A 16,384-nucleotide genomic window follows, 5' to 3' on the forward strand; every position below is an offset into this window, starting at 1 on the left:
TCCTTGTTTTCCCTGAATTCACTTCTTGGCAACCTTGTCAATGCGTAAGTCCTATGGCTTACAGCAAATAATTAGCATTAATCTGTATAAAAGTTGTCCCCAATCTTTGCTCAGATATCTTGAAGGTGGGGAGCAACTAAGAATTCAAATTTAACTTATGCGAAATTCAAAGTCAAGGGATGCAATCGTTACAAGTATCCTAACTATTAGCTGTATGCAAATTAAATGCACTACAGCTGATTACTTGAATTTTGCTCAAGATTTGATGAATTGTTCTTAAATATTTAGTAAGAATTCTCAATAGGCAATGATTGTTGCAAATTGCTCCCAAGATTTGTTATATTCTCAACTAACAAGCTTTGTTGAGAACTATTAGTATGACTGTCTACACAACTACTTCACTCAAGGCAGAACTGAACGAACGAGGCTGGCGTTTAACTCCCCAGCGCGAAACAATTTTACACATTTTTCAAGAACTTCCGCAAGGCGAACATCTGAGTGCGGAGGATCTTTATCATCGGCTCGAAACTGATGGTGAAGGGATCAGTCTGTCAACTATTTATCGGACTTTGAAGTTGATGGCAAGGATGGGAATTTTACGGGAATTAGAATTGGGCGAGGGACATAAGCATTATGAGATCAACCAGCCCTATCCCCACCATCACCATCACTTAATTTGTGTTCGATGCAACTCAACTATTGAGTTTAAAAATGATTCAATTTTAAAAATTGGGTCAAAAACCGCTCAAAAAGAAGGTTTTCACCTCTTAGATTGTCAAATGACCATCCATGCAGTGTGTCCCAAGTGCCAACGGGCGCTGATGCCGCTTTAGCACTTGGGTGGATAAATAAGACGAAACTACTCAAATTAACCAAATAAATGGAATCTGAGCAGTTCGTAATTTGCTGTTACTGGAGGCAAGCAACCAGTTGGGAACTGATACTAACGACACCAAAGCGGATGTTAAAAGCGTCCGCTCTTAAGATCCTTAAGACTAATCCCGTAGAATTCTTGGGCTTGTTTAATCGCTTTTTTGGTGTCATCTGCCATCACACCATTGAGCTTGCCTTTATAAAAACCCCGTTCCCGGAGTCGGGTTTGAATTTCTAAGGTATTAAATTCGCTTTTGCTAGTAGTATTAACTGAGCTATATAACTTAGCTCGCGTAGTTGGGCCAGCAACACCACTTGCTGCTAAGAAATTAGCCGCCTGAAATCTCTTTACAGCATCAGCAGTGTAAGGGCCATAGTAGCCATTTGGCTCTCCCTCTAAATATCCTGCTTGGATCAATTGTTCTTGAACAATTCTAACTGGCTCACCGCGATCGCCTACACGAAGTTTGTCTCGATTGACTACCTTTTTGGGAGCCTCTTCTCCATCACCAATGCCAGTTTCTGGCAATTTAGCTAATGTTGCTGGTCCAACAACACCGTCAACGCTTAATTTGTAAGAATCTTGGAACCGCTTGACAGATTCTTCGGTAATTGGGCCAAATATGCCTGTGGCGTTTCCGTAATAGAAGCCTGCGATTCTTAACCGTTCCTGTAAAGCTCTGACATCTTCACCTTCATCCCCCTTAGCAAGGTAGTTAGGATTGCGGCGTTTGCTGGTGGCTGAACTAGTAGTGCTGGACTTTTTCGCTTGTGCGCTTACAGCAGTAGTTCTTTGAGCTTGTGTAGCCCTAGTTGTAGGCTTTTTCGCTTGCCAACTTTCTAATTTTTGCAGAGTGCTTGTTCCAACAATGCCGTCTACTGGTAAACCAGCGGCCTTTTGAAAGCGCCGTACAGCTTCTTGGGTGGATGCGTCATATACTTGGGTAACAGAAGATTGGTAAAAACCTGCTGTTCGCAACTTTTGTTGTAGATTTCTGACAGAAGGGCCTCGATCGCCTTTTTCTAGTGCCATGACGCTGCTAACAGCGCCAAGAATAGATAAAGACAGAGCAAGGGGCAACATATACTTCCAAGCCCTACCTGAAAGCCTTTTCCAGTCTGGTGCAGCTGCGTCCTTAAACAAGGAACTGAGGGAGACCAATTCACTGGGTGTGCTGTCTTCGTAGGCGAAAGCTAGGTGCAAATACGCAAGATTCTCCATATTTGTTTCCTACACCATTGATTTTTCTTCGATAACTGCTTCAGCTTGATGTACTAGGTTCCTCAAAGCTTCTAATGTTCCTATATTTACATCCTCCCATAAATTGCGCTTGTGTGCTTCTAATAATTTTTCAGCAATATCACGCAGTGCGTAAGGGTTATTTTGCTGAATAAATTCTACAACAACTGGATCGAGTAAATAAGCATCTACTATGCCTTGATACATGTAATCTTCAGCACATTTTGCGGTTGCATCGTAGGCGAAGAGATAATCTACCGTCGCCGCCATTTCAAAAGCTCCCTTGTATCCGTGGCGCATTACTCCTGCAATCCACTTGGGATTAACTACGCGAGAACGATACACTCGTGCAATTTCTGCTTTCAGTTGGCGAACGCGTGGTTGGGCGGGTATAGAATTATCTCCAAAGTAAGTTTGGGGATTTTTTCCCTGTAGAGAACGCACGGCTGCTGTTAAGCCACCCTGAAATTGGTAATAATCATCAGAATCGAGTAGATCGTGTTCGCGGTTGTCTTGATTGTGCAGGACTATTTGCATTTGAGACAAGCGTTGTTTGAAGGCTTCGGTATTGGGGACTGGGGACTGGGGATTAGGAATAATTTCTGCTCCTCTGCTCCCCTGCTCTCCTGCTCCTCTGCTCCCCTGCTCCCCTGCTCCCCTGCTCCCTTGCTCCCCTGCTCCCCTGCTCCCCTGCTCCTCTGCCAAGTTTCCCGAAGAATAGGCGTAAGAACTCCAGTTAATGTAGGCGCGGGCTAAATCTTCGTCATCTGTCCAGTTTTGCGATTCGATTAAACCTTGGAGTCCGGCGCCGTAAGCACCTGGACGAGAACCAAAAATGCGATAGCGCGATCGCACCACTGCTTCTTGTATAGTTAATCCTTGGCTTGTCCACAAATCAGTCTCTTGGCGAACTGCATCTGCTAAGGGATTTTGTTCTGGCGGTTCATCTAAATCTGCTACTGCTGATACTGCTTGAGCGAATAAGTCAATCAAGTTGGGAAAAGCATCGCGGAAGAATCCCGAAATTCGCAAGGTGACATCTACACGGGGACGCCCCAAAATCGCTAAGGGTAAAATTTCAAAATCTACTACTCGCCGTGCTGCACCATCCCAGACTGGCTGGACTCCGAGTAAAGCCAAGGCTTCGGCAATGTCATCACCGCCTGTTCTCATGGTGGCTGTTCCCCACAATGATAAACCTAGTGTTTTGGGATACTCGCCATGTTCTTGAGTGTAATATTCTACGAGAGTTTCAGCGGCTTTTCTGCCGATATCCCAAGCTGTCTCTGTGGGAATGGCGCGAATATCGACAGAATAAAAGTTTTTCCCTGTTGGGAGAACTTCCGGGCGGCCGCGTGTAGGTGCGCCAGATGGAGCGCTTGGGACATATCCGCCATCGAGTCCGTGTAATAAATGGGTGATTTCTTCGTGGGTTTGTTGTAAGGCTGGGAGGAGGCGATCGCTTATCCAGTTAAGGGTAGTGCTGAGTGGGGAGTTAGGAGTTAGGAGTGAGGAGTTAGGAGTTATGAGTTGTTCTACTAAAAGGGCGGCGTGTTCTTCTAGGGCTTCGACGAGATCGCCGAGGGTACGGCATTCTGTGCCATTGACTATTGAGTATTCACCGCTAGGCATTGACAAATCGGCTGTGAGGGGATCGAAGTCTAGACCCCAATCTTGAGCGATCGCACGGGTAATACCTGGAGAATGGCGATTGGGGATGCGAGCGATCGCTACTATTAAATCCCTCAATTGTCGTCCTTGGGGACATTGCCCAAAAATGTGCAACCCGTCGCGGATTTGGGCTTCTTTTAATTCACAAAGATAACCACCTATGGAATTCAAAACCAGAGATTCAGACTTAAAAATTTCTGTTTCATTTTGAATTCCTAAATCTAGATGGAGATTTTCTTTGATTACCAGTTCGTGGATGCGATCGCGAATTACTGGCAAACGCGAAGGATCTAAACTGTCGGCTTCATAATACTCATCAATTAAATTTTCTAACTGTTGCAAAGAACCGTAGAGTTCCGCGCGAGTCATTGGCGGCGTGAGGTGATCTATAATCACCGCTTGAGCGCGACGTTTGGCTTGGGAACCTTCACCAGGATCGTTGACAATAAACGGGTACAGGTGGGGAAGTGCGCCGAAAGCTACTTCTGGATAACAATTACTCGATAAAGCCACACTTTTACCCGGTAGCCATTCTAGATTTCCGTGTTTTCCCACATGAACTACAGCATCAGCACCAAAAGTTTCTCTAACCCAATAGTAGAAAGCTAAATAAGCATGGGTTGGTTCTAAATCCGGCGCATGATAATTCAAGCTGGGGTCATTATCATAACCCCTTGCAGGCTGAATTCCCACGAAAATGTTGCCGAGTTTAATTCCAGAAATGGGGATTGGGGATTGGTTATTATCTTCATCTCCCTTCTTCCCATGCCCCATGCCCCATGCCCCATGCCCTATTCCCCACCTTTCACTAATACCTTGCTGAACTGCTGGCGGTAATGAAACGAAATATTCTTGATATTCTTCCCAAGAAACACTTTGGTGTACCGGAAGCAATTCTCTACCTTCTGGATCGTTGGTTACACCATCTGTCAGCCGTTGAATCAACTCGTCTCCTTGAGCAGGTGGATTTTCTACTTCATACCCAGCTTGACGTAAAGCTTGCAGGATTTCTACACAACTTGCTGGGGTGTCGAGTCCCACACCATTGGCGAGGCGGCCATTGCGGTTGGGGTAGTTTGCCAGAATTAGGGCAATTCGACGTTCTTGGGGTGGTTTGGAACGTAGACGCGCCCAATTTGCTGCTAGGTTAGCAACGAACTCGATGCGATCGCTCACTGGTTGATAAATTACCACATCTGTCTCTAAATGGGGATTACGAGTTTGCAATGCTTTAAAAGACACAGCACGACTAATAATTCGCCCATCTACTTCTGGTAGCGCCACATTCATCCCAATATCGCGGGGAGAAAGCCCTTGAAACTGTGACTCCCACTGCTCAATCGATCCGCCACTAAGGATTACCTGCAACACAGGCACATCTAATTTTTGCCAAAGTTCGGTTTGGGGTGTTTCGCTTTCCAAGCGTGCTAAAGAAAAACTGGTGGTATTTAGCAGCACGGCTATTGATTCAGCTTCTTTGGGTTGAAAAAATTCACTCAACTCAACTTGCACATCTGGTTCGCGCAATGAAGAAACAAATACTGGCACTGGTTGTAAATTTTTCTGTACCAAAGCTTCGCATAAAACATCAATTACTTTAGTATTCCCCGCTAAATAATGAGCGCGGTAGAAAAGGATGCCGACTTTGGGCATTGGGGATTGGGGACAAGGGGACAAGGAGACAAGGGGACAAGGGGACAAGGAGACAAGGGGACAAGGGGACAAGGTGGATTCATCCGGTTCAAAGGTGGATGAACGAGTATCTGAGGTGGATTCATCCGGTTCAAAGGTGGATGAACGAAGTTCTGAGGTGGATTCATCCAGTTCAGAGGTGGATGAACGGAGTTCTGAGGTGGATTCATCCGGTTCAAAGGTGGATGAACGGAGTTCTGAGGTGGATTCATCCAGTTCAGAGGTGGATGAACGGAGTTCTGAGGTGGATTCATCCAGTTCAAAGGTGGATGAACGGAGTTCTGAGGTGGATTCATCCGGTTCAAAGGTGGATGAACGAGTATCTGAGGTGGATTTATCCAGTTCAAAGGTGGATGAACGAAGTTCTAACTCTCCCCTGCTCCCCTGCTCCCCTGCTCCCCTGCTCCCCTGCCCCTCCACTCCCCACTCATACAATCCCACGCGCGGAATCGGTTGAGGTGATGGGGGATTATATGCAGTTAATAAGCAACTATCGGAGATAAATTGCAGAGCATTAACGAAATTTTCCACGCCGCCTTCGCTAAAATACTGCCATACCTGGTTAACAATACCCAAAGGCACGGTAGACTGGGAAATTAAATCGGGATCGAAAGCGTCATCCCCTGGCATTACAATGAGGGTTCTACCATTACGTTGCACAATTTCTTGCACTACTTCTAAGCCATAACTCCAGTAAGAACGTCCTCCTAATAGGCGCAAAATAATTACTTGGGCAAGTTCCAAAACTTGCTCGCCATAAGTATCTATGCTTAATTGTTGCTGCAACTGCAACAGGTTGGCGACTCTTAATGCAGGAAAGCTTGCAGGTAATTTTGTCACCGCAGCTGCCAAGGTTTGAATGTCAGTATCAGCAGCCGTAATCAAGACGAAAGGCGCGGGAGTTTGTTCTAAAAAAGTTATACCTTCTGACTGATTCCATCCACCTGATGTGCTACTTATACGATGCATAATCCTGTGTTACCGTTTTAAGTTATTGGTTAGTACATAATCAAAACAAACTTTTTTCCCTGGATTGTGCCCTCTCTTACCAAAATGATTGAAAATGCTTAGTTCTCCTGATTTGAGCTTTTCTCGAACCTTGCCTATTGTTGTATTTAATCAGCTTGGGGAGTTGTTAGAACAAATGGCTCAAACGGTGGGAAGTGCCGTTTTGATACTGACAGAAGCTACGTTGGCGCGGATTTACATACCTGTGGAGTGGCAAAGGCAAAGGTTTACATTAGTGGTTTCTGAGCAGTTTAGCGCCCTTTTGGTAGGAACATTTGAGCAAGGAAGCAGGGAAATAGAGGGGCAAGGAATTTACTCAGAAATCAATGCTCAGTTGACGTTTAATTTGGAGGCGATCGCTTCTTTTGTCTGCGAGTTGAGAGACTTGTTTGAGTGCGATTCTTATACTCACCAAAATCTCGAACGCTATCAGCAAATTATTAAACCCAATGATGCCACGCTCCAAAGTCAATTCACGCTGTTGTTATTAGAATATCTCCTAACTCAGCCAAACCAAGAAATAATAGCATCTCCCAGCCCAATTGGGCCAGCAGTTTATATCTGTCAGCCAGTGGAAGATGCTTTAAAAAAACAAATTTCCCAAGAGCGGTTGTTAAACCAGGTAACAACGCAGATCCGCAAAAGCCTAGATTTGCCGGTCATTATGGCAACGGTGATTACACAGGTGCGTGAGTTTTTGGAATTAGACAGATTAGTAATTTATAAATTTGCAGCTTCTCAAGTAAATACTCAACCATACCAGTCTGATACTATTCCCTTCAATGAAACGGCACTGACAACAGACATGGAACTATCGGTTAGGGAACCTACCGAAATCTATTTTTCTATACACGAAAACAACGATCGATACTCGCCTTTTATATCAACAAATAATCAACCTCTACTAGGAGACTGCCAAAAGTATGGAGGTTATATTGTCTATGAAGCTCGTGCTACAGATGCTATTACATCGGTGTTGAATTACACGGAAAAAAATTGCTTTATCCGAACCTCTCAGTGTTGGCAGAAGTATCAGCAAGGTTTTACCTTGGCTGTGGATGATGTCGAAAAAACTTATGCTCTAGAAGAATGTTTGTTGAATTTTTTAAGGGAATGCCAAGTTAGGGCTAAGTTAGCTGCACCGATAATGTTTGAGGACAAACTGTGGGGATTGCTGATTGCTCATCAGTGCGATCGCCCATACCAATGGAATGATAGCGAAAAAAGCTTGCTGGTTGCGATCGCAGAACAATTAGCGATCGCTATTCACCAAGCTGAGTTAATGCAAACTCTCACCCAAGAAAAACAAAATCTCGAACAACGAGTTATTGAGCGGACAATGGCTCTACGCGATGCTCTCCTCGCCGCCGAAGCTGCTAGCCGAATTAGAAGTGAGTTTCTCGCTACTATCAGTCATGAATTGCTCACGCCTTTAACTTATGTGATTGGGATGTCTTCGACGTTATTACGCTGGCCTTTGGGTGAATTGAGCCAACGACAACGGGGTTATCTGCAAACTATCCACGACAGTGGAGAACATTTATTAGCAATGATTAATGATATCCTCGATTTATCGCAAATCGAGGCTGGTAAAACAGCTTTAAATATTTCGGAATTTTCTTTGGTGAATGTTGCCGAAAATGCTCTGAAGTCACTGCAAAAAAAAGCAGCGATTGAACAAATTAATCTCATACTTGATTTGCAAATCGATCCCAGGTGCGATCGCTTTATCGGCGATGCCAAACGAGTAGAACAAATTCTTTGGAATCTGTTAACTAACGCGATTAAATTCACCCCTAAAAGTGGCAGCGTTACCTTACGTCTTTGGGTGGAAGATAATACTGCTATTTTTCAAGTGGAAGACACCGGAATCGGCATTCCCGAAGAACAATTACCATTACTGTTTGAGAAATTTCAGCAACTCGATACGCCCTATCGCCGCCGCTACGAAGGTACGGGACTTGGACTAGCTTTAACTAAACAACTCGTGGAACTCCATCGAGGTCGAATTGAAGTAGAATCAACTGTAAGTATCGGCTCGATTTTTACTGTATGGATACCAACTCAAGCAATGAGAGTGGGGAGTTAGAAATTAGGAGTTTGGAGTTTGGAGTTAGGAGTTAAGAGTTTTACTCTCCAACGCTACAAGGGTTAGGATTAGGGATTAGGTCTGTATTGGACTCAACTGCAAACCGATATATTAGCTAATCAAAGTAGTGAATTTTGGCGTTTATGAAAATATTAGTGTTTTGAATATGTCTTCCTAAAACGCCTATTCTGATTTTAAGACTGCTAAGAGAATTCGCATTAGTTCTTCTAAATCTTCTGGAACTCTATAACTATTAATTGCTAATTCAAAATGTTTGTTTGCTCTATCTAATCTAGCAAACTGCCATATCTTACCTGTAGTTACAGAACCGATCAAAATAGGTTGCTCTATAATTGCAGGAGATTCTTCCCACTGATCTAACGCTATCATTTCGGCAACTAATTGAGTGAATCCTCTAGTTAAATCCTCATATTTAGCTTCAACTACTAACAATTGATTTTTTTGATAAGTTCTAATTAGATAATCTAAATTTCCCTGAAGTAGATTAGAAACTTTGATGCCAAATTCAATTCTAATCTGAACATTTGTATAATGAATTAACTCTAAGACTACCTTAGATATTATTACTTCTCTTCTTGCCAACTCCGTAGTTAAAGGTACATAAGGCAGTACTTCAGTAATTCTATCTCTTAGTTCAGCTAACCTATCTAACTCTCCTTGATATAGTGGTAATATTAAATTAACTAGGACTAACTGATACCCGAAATAATCAGCTAAGTCTTCTGAATAATAACCATTTTCAAAATACTTACTAAAGGTATAATTTTGATTAGGATCTAACTTCACTTGATACACCTCTACTTTCTAAAAACTCTATCTGCTTGCAGTCACACAAGAAGGTTAAGCTTGCGTGGCTGACGTGGATATGAGTTGATGCAGACCTTGGACATTGCTCCCGCGATGTCTACGACGGGCGGTTCCTGAGCGCAGCCGTACCCCTTTGGGGAAGTAAGCTACGCGCAGCGTCTCCGACAGGAGAAGGGCTACGCCTACGCTTAAATTCATACTTTAATTATGCAATGCCAATTTTTTATTTTGAGGCTAGGCTAACGAGGATTTTTTCAAAAATTTTCAACACATGCTCCTCTCCATTGTCTCTAATAAAAATGCCAAAATTGGGGTGAGAGTTGATTTCAATTAACCAATATTGATTATCTCGATCTAATACGATATCAAAACCACCATAATCAAGGTCTAATTCTTCAAAAACTGGTTGAGCAAAATTAGCAATCTCTGATAGTATTTGTGGATCGTTAATATACTTGGCTTTCGCACCATCCCAGTGTAGAGGACTGAGATTACCGATAAATTTCGCATCAGTTATATTTTTTTCATAGAGCAAAACTAACTCTTTATTTAAGAAAATCGCTCTATATTCAGATTTTATATGAATAAATTCTTGAGCAAGAGCGACGTAATCATATTTATGATTAATAGTAAAAATTTCTTTTAAAGCAGTTTCAATTTCATCTAGATTCTTACACAAAAAGACATTATGTCCGCTTGCACCAGAGTTTCTTTTAATAATTACTGGTGTTTCAAAGTTTTCTTTTATTTCCAGTACGATATCTTGAATAGTTGGAAATTTTAAGTAAATCTGATATTTGGTGTCGCAAAAAGGGGAAAGAAAACCCACTGTCCGAGGAAGTTTAACTTTTTTATTTAAAACATGATAAGTATATTCTTTGTCTTTGAGCAGGTGTGCTACTGCTTGATTAAGTAAGGGAGTGCTATAGTTACAAAAATAATGCTGTTTACTATTCAATTTTATTTTGACTAAATTTTCCGAAGGATGAAGAATTTCATAGCTGATATTTAAATTTTCACAAGCTTTCAACAATAGCGAAACGTTGTCTAACATAAATACTTAAAGTTCAACTCAAAATTATGAATTACGAATTATTTTAACTTGCTGTTTGCCGTTTAAAAATTACTATCTCAGTCCCAACAACTGGGTTACGAGCTATTAGCTGATTTTGGGAGTCGAGAATTTCTAAATGGGTAAAATCAAGTTCTTGAGAGCGTTGTAATATTTCCGCAGCTAGTTTGTCTTGCTGAGATTCATTGAGAGTGTACCAATCGTTACTAATTTTGACAGTCAAGTTACTTGTACGGAAGTTGGCTTGAATTGACTTTATCAGACCAGAGGCAACGCGATCGCTAATTTCAGCTACCTGATTTTCAATAGCCGCAATCAAAGCTTGTTCAGGTGTCAATTCTATGATGGGTGTCGGCGTTGGCGTTGGTGTTGGGATTGGCGTTGGCGTAGGAATTGGTTCTGGTTCTGGTTCTGGTTCTGGTGTTGGTGGGGTAATTTGTGCTTCTGGCGGTGTAATTTCCTCTGTTGGCTGTGGTTCTGGTACAACTGACTCCGGTGGAGTAGTTATCGTTGGTGTTGCTATCGGAACCTCTTCAACTGGGGGAACAGTTGCTATTTCCGTAGGTTTCCCAGTAAAGATAGTCGTAGTTGTCCAAACGAGAATTACAGCAATTCCAGTTACAATTCCCGTCAAAGCTGTATCTGATAGCTTTGTTGACAAATTTGATGGTAAAAACAAGCGGATTGTCCTTAACAGTCCACCCCACCGCAACTGAAGCTGCTGAAAAAAACCAGGTTTTTCCTCAGTACCAGGTGGGGGTGCTGTCTCCAGTTTTTCCACCGTTACTTCTAAAACCCCAATCGTCCCTTGGAGAAGTTGGATAATTTTAGCCTTCCAAAAGGGCTGAACTCTCTGGTAAGGTTTTTGGGGAGGTTGAGTTATCTGCTCATCCGTCGGTTTTGACTGATTGTCTTGTGACATGGAACTTTCACCAAAAGCAGCGAATCAAAGACAAACAACGTACATTATTACTGGTGCTGCCTTCTTTTGCCTTAATGTATCACTACATTGCACATTGCTTCAGCTAAACTGACTATTTATTAAATTTGGTGAGTTATGAACCTGAAACGCCGTCAATTTTTATTTTTAAGTAGCTTCAGCGCCATTGGTACAGGATTTTTAGCCTGGATGTTTACTCATCAAAATCATCAAAGTGCTGATATTAGCGACTCAACAACAGCTATAGCCGCTAACCCAGCCAAAAAAGACTTGTTATTACGTTTTGTGTCTGTTGCAGATACGGGGACTGGCGCTAAAGGACAGTATGCTGTGGCTAGAGCGATGAATGCGTATCATCAGAAAAATCCTTATGATTTAGTCGTTTTAGCTGGAGACAACATTTACAATAACGGCGAGATTGAGAAAATTAATGCAGTTTTTGAACGTCCCTATCAAGGTTTACTAAAGCTTGGTGTGAAATTTCAGGCTTGTTTAGGTAATCACGATATTCGTACTGAAAATGGCGATCCACAAGTCAAGTATGCTGGCTTTAATATGAAGGGACGTTACTATACATTTAAACGTAATCAAGTACAATTTTTCGCTTTAGATACTAACGGGAATGCTGATTGGAAAAATCAGCTAAGTTGGTTAGAAAAAGAATTAAGTCTTAGTAATGCTCCTTGGAAAGTAGTGTTTGGTCATCATCCGATTTATTCATCGGGTCAGTATGGGAATAATCCAGATTTTATTAAAACTTTTACTCCCCTATTTAAAAAATACGGCGTTCAACTTTACATCAATGGTCACGAGCATAATTATGAACGCACTCGTGCTATTGATGGGACAACTTATTTAATTTGTGGTGCGGGTGCTGGTAATCGTCCTGTAGGGCGTTCTGAGTGGACAGGATATTCTACCAGTGACTTAAGTTTTGCTTCTTATGAAGTGTATAAAGATAGAATAGAAATAAGTGCGATCGCTACTAATAATCGCGTTTTTGATAAAGGGATTATTCAATTAAAATCAGCTTAGTTATATGACTCAGCAAGAACTTCCTTCTGCACTCAAAAATATTGTTGAATCATCTCAAACACCAGATGCTATATTTTCTGCACTGTTACCAGTTATAGGCGATTTTTTACAGTCTGATAGATGTTTTCTATATCTGCACAATCCACAAAATGACCTTGGTAGAGTTGCCTTTTGTTGGATTCGTACTCCAGATGTACCTACTGTTTATAATGAAGAATGGGCAACACAACCCCCATCTGTAACAGATGAAGATCCGATGTTTGCTGCTGCGCTACGTGCTAAACCTTCAATCTTTGTAGAAGATGTAGAAACAGCTGATTCTCAGGTTTTAAATCGGGAATTTGAACAGAAGTATTTTGGACATCGTGCCCTTATTCATGCCCATATCTGCCAGGATGGGCAACTCTGGGGAATTTTACAACCATGTATTTTTGGTCATCCCAGAATTTGGACTGAATATGAACGAGTAGTGATTAATAATCTTGTCGAAAAAATTACGCCTATTGCAGTTTCTTATGTAAAGTCTGCTTTTGATTAGTGTTAGCACTTAAATTTCTCGATTGAAGTGGTAGTTTTTGTTTTTCCCACTCATGCAAATTTATGATTCATACTCTTGACAAAATCTCCAAGAGATCGAATGAAACAGCCCTGCCTTATTTTCAAGGCAGGTTTATGAATGAGCAGAACAATCAAAATTATCGTTCACAAAGTCGTTACTGACCGTCCTGCACGCAGGGAACCACGAGTGAGTTCAAAAACGCCGCCCCAAAGCCTACCCCTTCATGACAAAACCTCGACAAGAATTACGGAAACAACTGCAAACTTCTTAATTGGCAACTGTTTCCGCTTTTCTTAGTACGATTTGTCTTTAGGCTACAGTGACTCCTAGCGTATAGGAACCAGCATTAAAATAGCCAGAACTGAAAGTCCCGCCATTTTGAGGGAAGTAATCATAATCACTTACTGAAATGGAGTAAGTACCTGCCCCTAGTGAAGCGGTGATTGATTGAGAACTACTGGAACTCTGTAAGTTACCGGCACTATTAAATAGGCCGAGAACTGGATAGTTATTGTTATAATTTGGCGTGTTGATAGTCACAGTTCCTGGGTTGGCTAAAGAAAATGTGAAAAAGTCGAAATCAGGCTTGTTCCCTGGAAGCGTTGCCAGTTGAGCAGAGGTATTAACTTCTGAACCTAATGTTAAAGTACCTAGCTTCTCAGCAGTAGCTAGTGTGTTATTTGTCCCTTGTCCAGCATCTTCTTTCTCGTAGAACAGGAAGTCGTCACTATCAAGCTTCAAAGGCGATGCTTGCACAACACCAATGAGTTCATCTAGCTCTCCTGAGTTGTCCAAAAATACCCTTGTATCGGCTCCCACAGTCTGCAAGCGATAGTCTCCCACTGTTCCTTTGAGCTGGATTGCATCTTCGTTGGAGTTGAAGCCACTGATGGTAGCGTAGTCTGCTAAACCACTACTTCCACTGTTGTTATCGTCATAGAAGACATTAGTAGCATCTCCAAGTAAGAACTTATCTTCCCCAGGCCCTCCAGTTAGGGTATCAACCTCCCCTAATCCAGGAGAATCAGAACCATTAGTATCAACGCCTATGAAGACATCATTTCCAGGCCCCCCAAGGAGAATGTCATTGCCGACGCCGCCACCGAGGGTGTCATTGCCTTCTCCTCCTTCGACTTGGTCATTGCCAGCCCCGCCAAACAGGCTGTCATTCCCATCCTCGCCCAAGACGAGGTCATTACCTTCCTGACCATCAAGAAAGTCATCGCTATCTCCACCAAGCAAGGTGTCATTGCCGCCTCTGCCAAAAAGGGTATCACTGCTGCCTGCTCCAATCAGGGAGTCGCTAAAACTAGAACCAAAGACTTGCTCGATATTGAACAGGACATCATTCCCATCTCCCCCACTGGCAGTTCCAGCGCTAAGGTCAACGGTGACTCCAGCAGTGGCATTTGAATAGTCAGCAGTATTAATGCCAGTCCCACCAAAGAGTTGGTCATCCCCGCCTCCACCTTGGAGTTGGTCATCGCCATCCCCACCAAGCAAGGCGTCATTGCCGTTGCCGCCTAGCAGGGTATCATTGCCTTCTCTACTAATGAGGTTGTCATTCCCGTCCTCACCATTGAGAAAGTCATTGCCAGCCCCACCAAGCAGGATGTCAATGCCGCTACCGCCAAGCAGGGAGTCATTGCCGTACCCGCCATTGATAAAGTCGTCGTTAGCCCCGCCAAGGAGAGTGTCATTGCCGTTATCGCCAAAGAGGCGGTCATTACCAGCCTCACCATTGACAAAGTCATTCCCGTCCCCACCACTGATGAAGAAGTCATTGGCAGCTCCGCCAAGGATGGTGTCATTGAACCTAGAACCAACGACTCTTTCAATCTCCAACAGGACATCACTCCTGCCCTGCCCTGTAGCGGTTCCAGTGGCAAGGTTAATCGTGACTCCGGAAGTGGCACTGAAATAATCAACAGTATCAACACCAATTCCACCCAAGAGTTGGTTATTGCCAGTCCCACCACGCAAGGTGTCATCGCCAGCCCCACCACGGACAGTATCGTCGCCTTCTTCGCCATCAAGCAGGTCATTGCCAACTCCACCATCAAGCAGGTCATTGCCACCTCTACCAAAGAGGGAATCATTACCGCGCCCGCCAATTAGAAAGTCTTTGAAACCAGAACCAAAGACTTGTTCGATATTAAACAGGACATCATTCCCAGCCCCTCCATTGGCGGTTCCAGTCGCCAGGTTGACGGTGACACCGGCAGTGCTATTTGAATAGTCAGCAGTATCATTGCCAGTCCCACCAAAGATTTTGTCATCCCCGTCCCCTCCTTCTAGTCGGTCATGGCCAGCCCCGCCAAGGAGGGTGTCATCGCCAGCCTGACCAATCAAGTTGTCATCGCCATTCTCGCCATCAATCTGGTCATCGCCAGCCCCGCCATTGAGCGTGTCAACCCCTTCCCCACCAAAGAGTTGGTCTTTACCGTCTTCTCCAGCGAGTCGGTCATTTCCGTCCCCGCCTTCGATAAGGTCATTGCCAGATCCAGCAAGGAAAGCATCATTACCGAACCCACCAAGCAGGGTGTCGTCACCGCCTTTGCCAAGGAGTTGATCGTCCCCATCCTCGCCATCGAGAAGGTCATTGCTAGATCCACCAAGGAGGACATCATCGCCCAACCCACCAAGTAGGGTGTTCTCGCCGTCCTCACCATTGAGAAGGTCATTGCCGTCCTCGCCATTAAGCGAGTCATTGCCAGCCCCACCCAAGAGGTCATCGTTGCCCCCCCGACCAAAGAGGTTATCATCACCGCCCTGACCAAGGATAGCGTCATTCTCAAACGTGCCAATTAGAGTGTTATTGCTGTTGTCTCCAATAATGTCTGCCATATTAATCCCCTCGGTTATAAGTTTGATTCAGAGATATTCGCTGGCAGAGGTGTCATCTATGAGTAACCCTGCCAGCGGGGAAAACCCTAGATAGGTAGTTCAAAGAAATGCAACATCTACTTAGACTGGTTTCGTAACCGCTTAATAATCCGGGGTAAATCGCTCAGTGACAAGGCTCAAATGGCGTAAACTCGTTCCTGAACTGGTAGTTCGCCCCGATTTATTGAGCGGTTACTTTCATCTTTTGTATTTAAAGTAAAACAAAAGCCTGTATATCTCAAATTCTTCATTAAAAATTAAGCCAATCTAAAAAAAATCAACCTAACTAAGCCAATTGTCTTGAGAATCTGTTTCTTGAAATAAGATTTCAATTGTTACAGTTTAAAGTTTGTGCTACTTTTTGCACTACTTTGCACTACATTGAAATAGTATATAACACAATGTAGTTCAAATACGAGTTAAGACTAGGTTAAGGCTAGATTTTTTGGTAAAATTTAATTGCGATAAAATATTGAGAAGACATATTTCAC

At 43.2% G+C, this 16,384-nt stretch carries 10 protein-coding genes; 4 read left to right on the forward strand and 6 right to left on the reverse strand.

The annotated features are described in order from the left end of the window. The first annotated feature begins 377 nt into the window (after positions 1-377). Positions 378-833: a Fur family transcriptional regulator gene (locus RMZ42_RS31985; protein ID WP_012407750.1), complete on the forward strand. Its 456-nt coding sequence runs from the start codon at positions 378-380 to the stop codon at positions 831-833. 131 nt (positions 834-964) lie between these two features. On the opposite strand, the gene RMZ42_RS31990 is transcribed toward RMZ42_RS31985, so the two are convergent. After that, on the reverse strand, positions 965-2,095 hold the full coding sequence (locus RMZ42_RS31990; RefSeq protein WP_322675202.1) for a peptidoglycan-binding protein: 1,131 nt from the start codon (positions 2,093-2,095) through the stop codon (positions 965-967). A 9-nt stretch (positions 2,096-2,104) separates the two neighbouring features. Then, entirely contained in the window at positions 2,105-6,445 is a 4,341-nt protein-coding gene (gene cobN, locus RMZ42_RS31995; protein WP_322675203.1) for a cobaltochelatase subunit CobN, read from the reverse strand. A 94-nt stretch (positions 6,446-6,539) separates the two neighbouring features. Between cobN and RMZ42_RS32000 the strand changes: the two genes are divergently transcribed. Then, positions 6,540-8,573 (forward strand): GAF domain-containing sensor histidine kinase, encoded by a 2,034-nt coding sequence (locus RMZ42_RS32000; protein WP_322675204.1) that lies wholly within the window; start codon positions 6,540-6,542, stop codon positions 8,571-8,573. Between the two features lie 183 nt (positions 8,574-8,756). On the opposite strand, the gene RMZ42_RS32005 is transcribed toward RMZ42_RS32000, so the two are convergent. The 3 genes from RMZ42_RS32005 to RMZ42_RS32015 all read right to left on the reverse strand — a co-directional run bounded on the left by RMZ42_RS32005 (position 8,757) and on the right by RMZ42_RS32015 (position 11,395). After that, entirely contained in the window at positions 8,757-9,380 is a 624-nt protein-coding gene (locus RMZ42_RS32005) for a hypothetical protein (RefSeq protein ID WP_322675205.1), read from the reverse strand. Between the two features lie 244 nt (positions 9,381-9,624). Next, positions 9,625-10,455 (reverse strand): ATP-grasp domain-containing protein, encoded by an 831-nt coding sequence (locus RMZ42_RS32010; RefSeq protein ID WP_322675206.1) that lies wholly within the window; start codon positions 10,453-10,455, stop codon positions 9,625-9,627. Positions 10,456-10,498: 43 nt separating this feature from the next. Further along, positions 10,499-11,395 carry a hypothetical protein gene (locus RMZ42_RS32015; RefSeq protein ID WP_322675207.1) on the reverse strand — a complete coding sequence of 299 codons (897 nt, stop codon included), beginning with the start codon at positions 11,393-11,395 and terminating at the stop codon, positions 10,499-10,501. Positions 11,396-11,530: 135 nt separating this feature from the next. Between RMZ42_RS32015 and RMZ42_RS32020 the strand changes: the two genes are divergently transcribed. Then, positions 11,531-12,448, forward strand: coding sequence for a metallophosphoesterase family protein (locus RMZ42_RS32020; RefSeq protein WP_322675208.1), 918 nt, complete (start codon positions 11,531-11,533; stop codon positions 12,446-12,448). Between the two features lie 4 nt (positions 12,449-12,452). Next, positions 12,453-12,986 carry a GAF domain-containing protein gene (locus RMZ42_RS32025; RefSeq protein ID WP_322675209.1) on the forward strand — a complete coding sequence of 178 codons (534 nt, stop codon included), beginning with the start codon at positions 12,453-12,455 and terminating at the stop codon, positions 12,984-12,986. A gap of 330 nt (positions 12,987-13,316) precedes the next feature. Here RMZ42_RS32025 and RMZ42_RS32030 read toward each other — a convergent pair whose 3' ends face one another. After that, a complete protein-coding gene (locus RMZ42_RS32030) occupies positions 13,317-15,854 on the reverse strand; it encodes a calcium-binding protein (RefSeq protein WP_322675210.1) in 2,538 nt (845 codons plus the stop codon). Positions 15,855-16,384 lie beyond the last annotated feature (530 nt).

The sequence above is a fragment of the Nostoc sp. DedQUE05 genome (assembly GCF_034530955.1).
In the GTDB taxonomy this organism is placed as follows: domain Bacteria; phylum Cyanobacteriota; class Cyanobacteriia; order Cyanobacteriales; family Nostocaceae; genus Nostoc.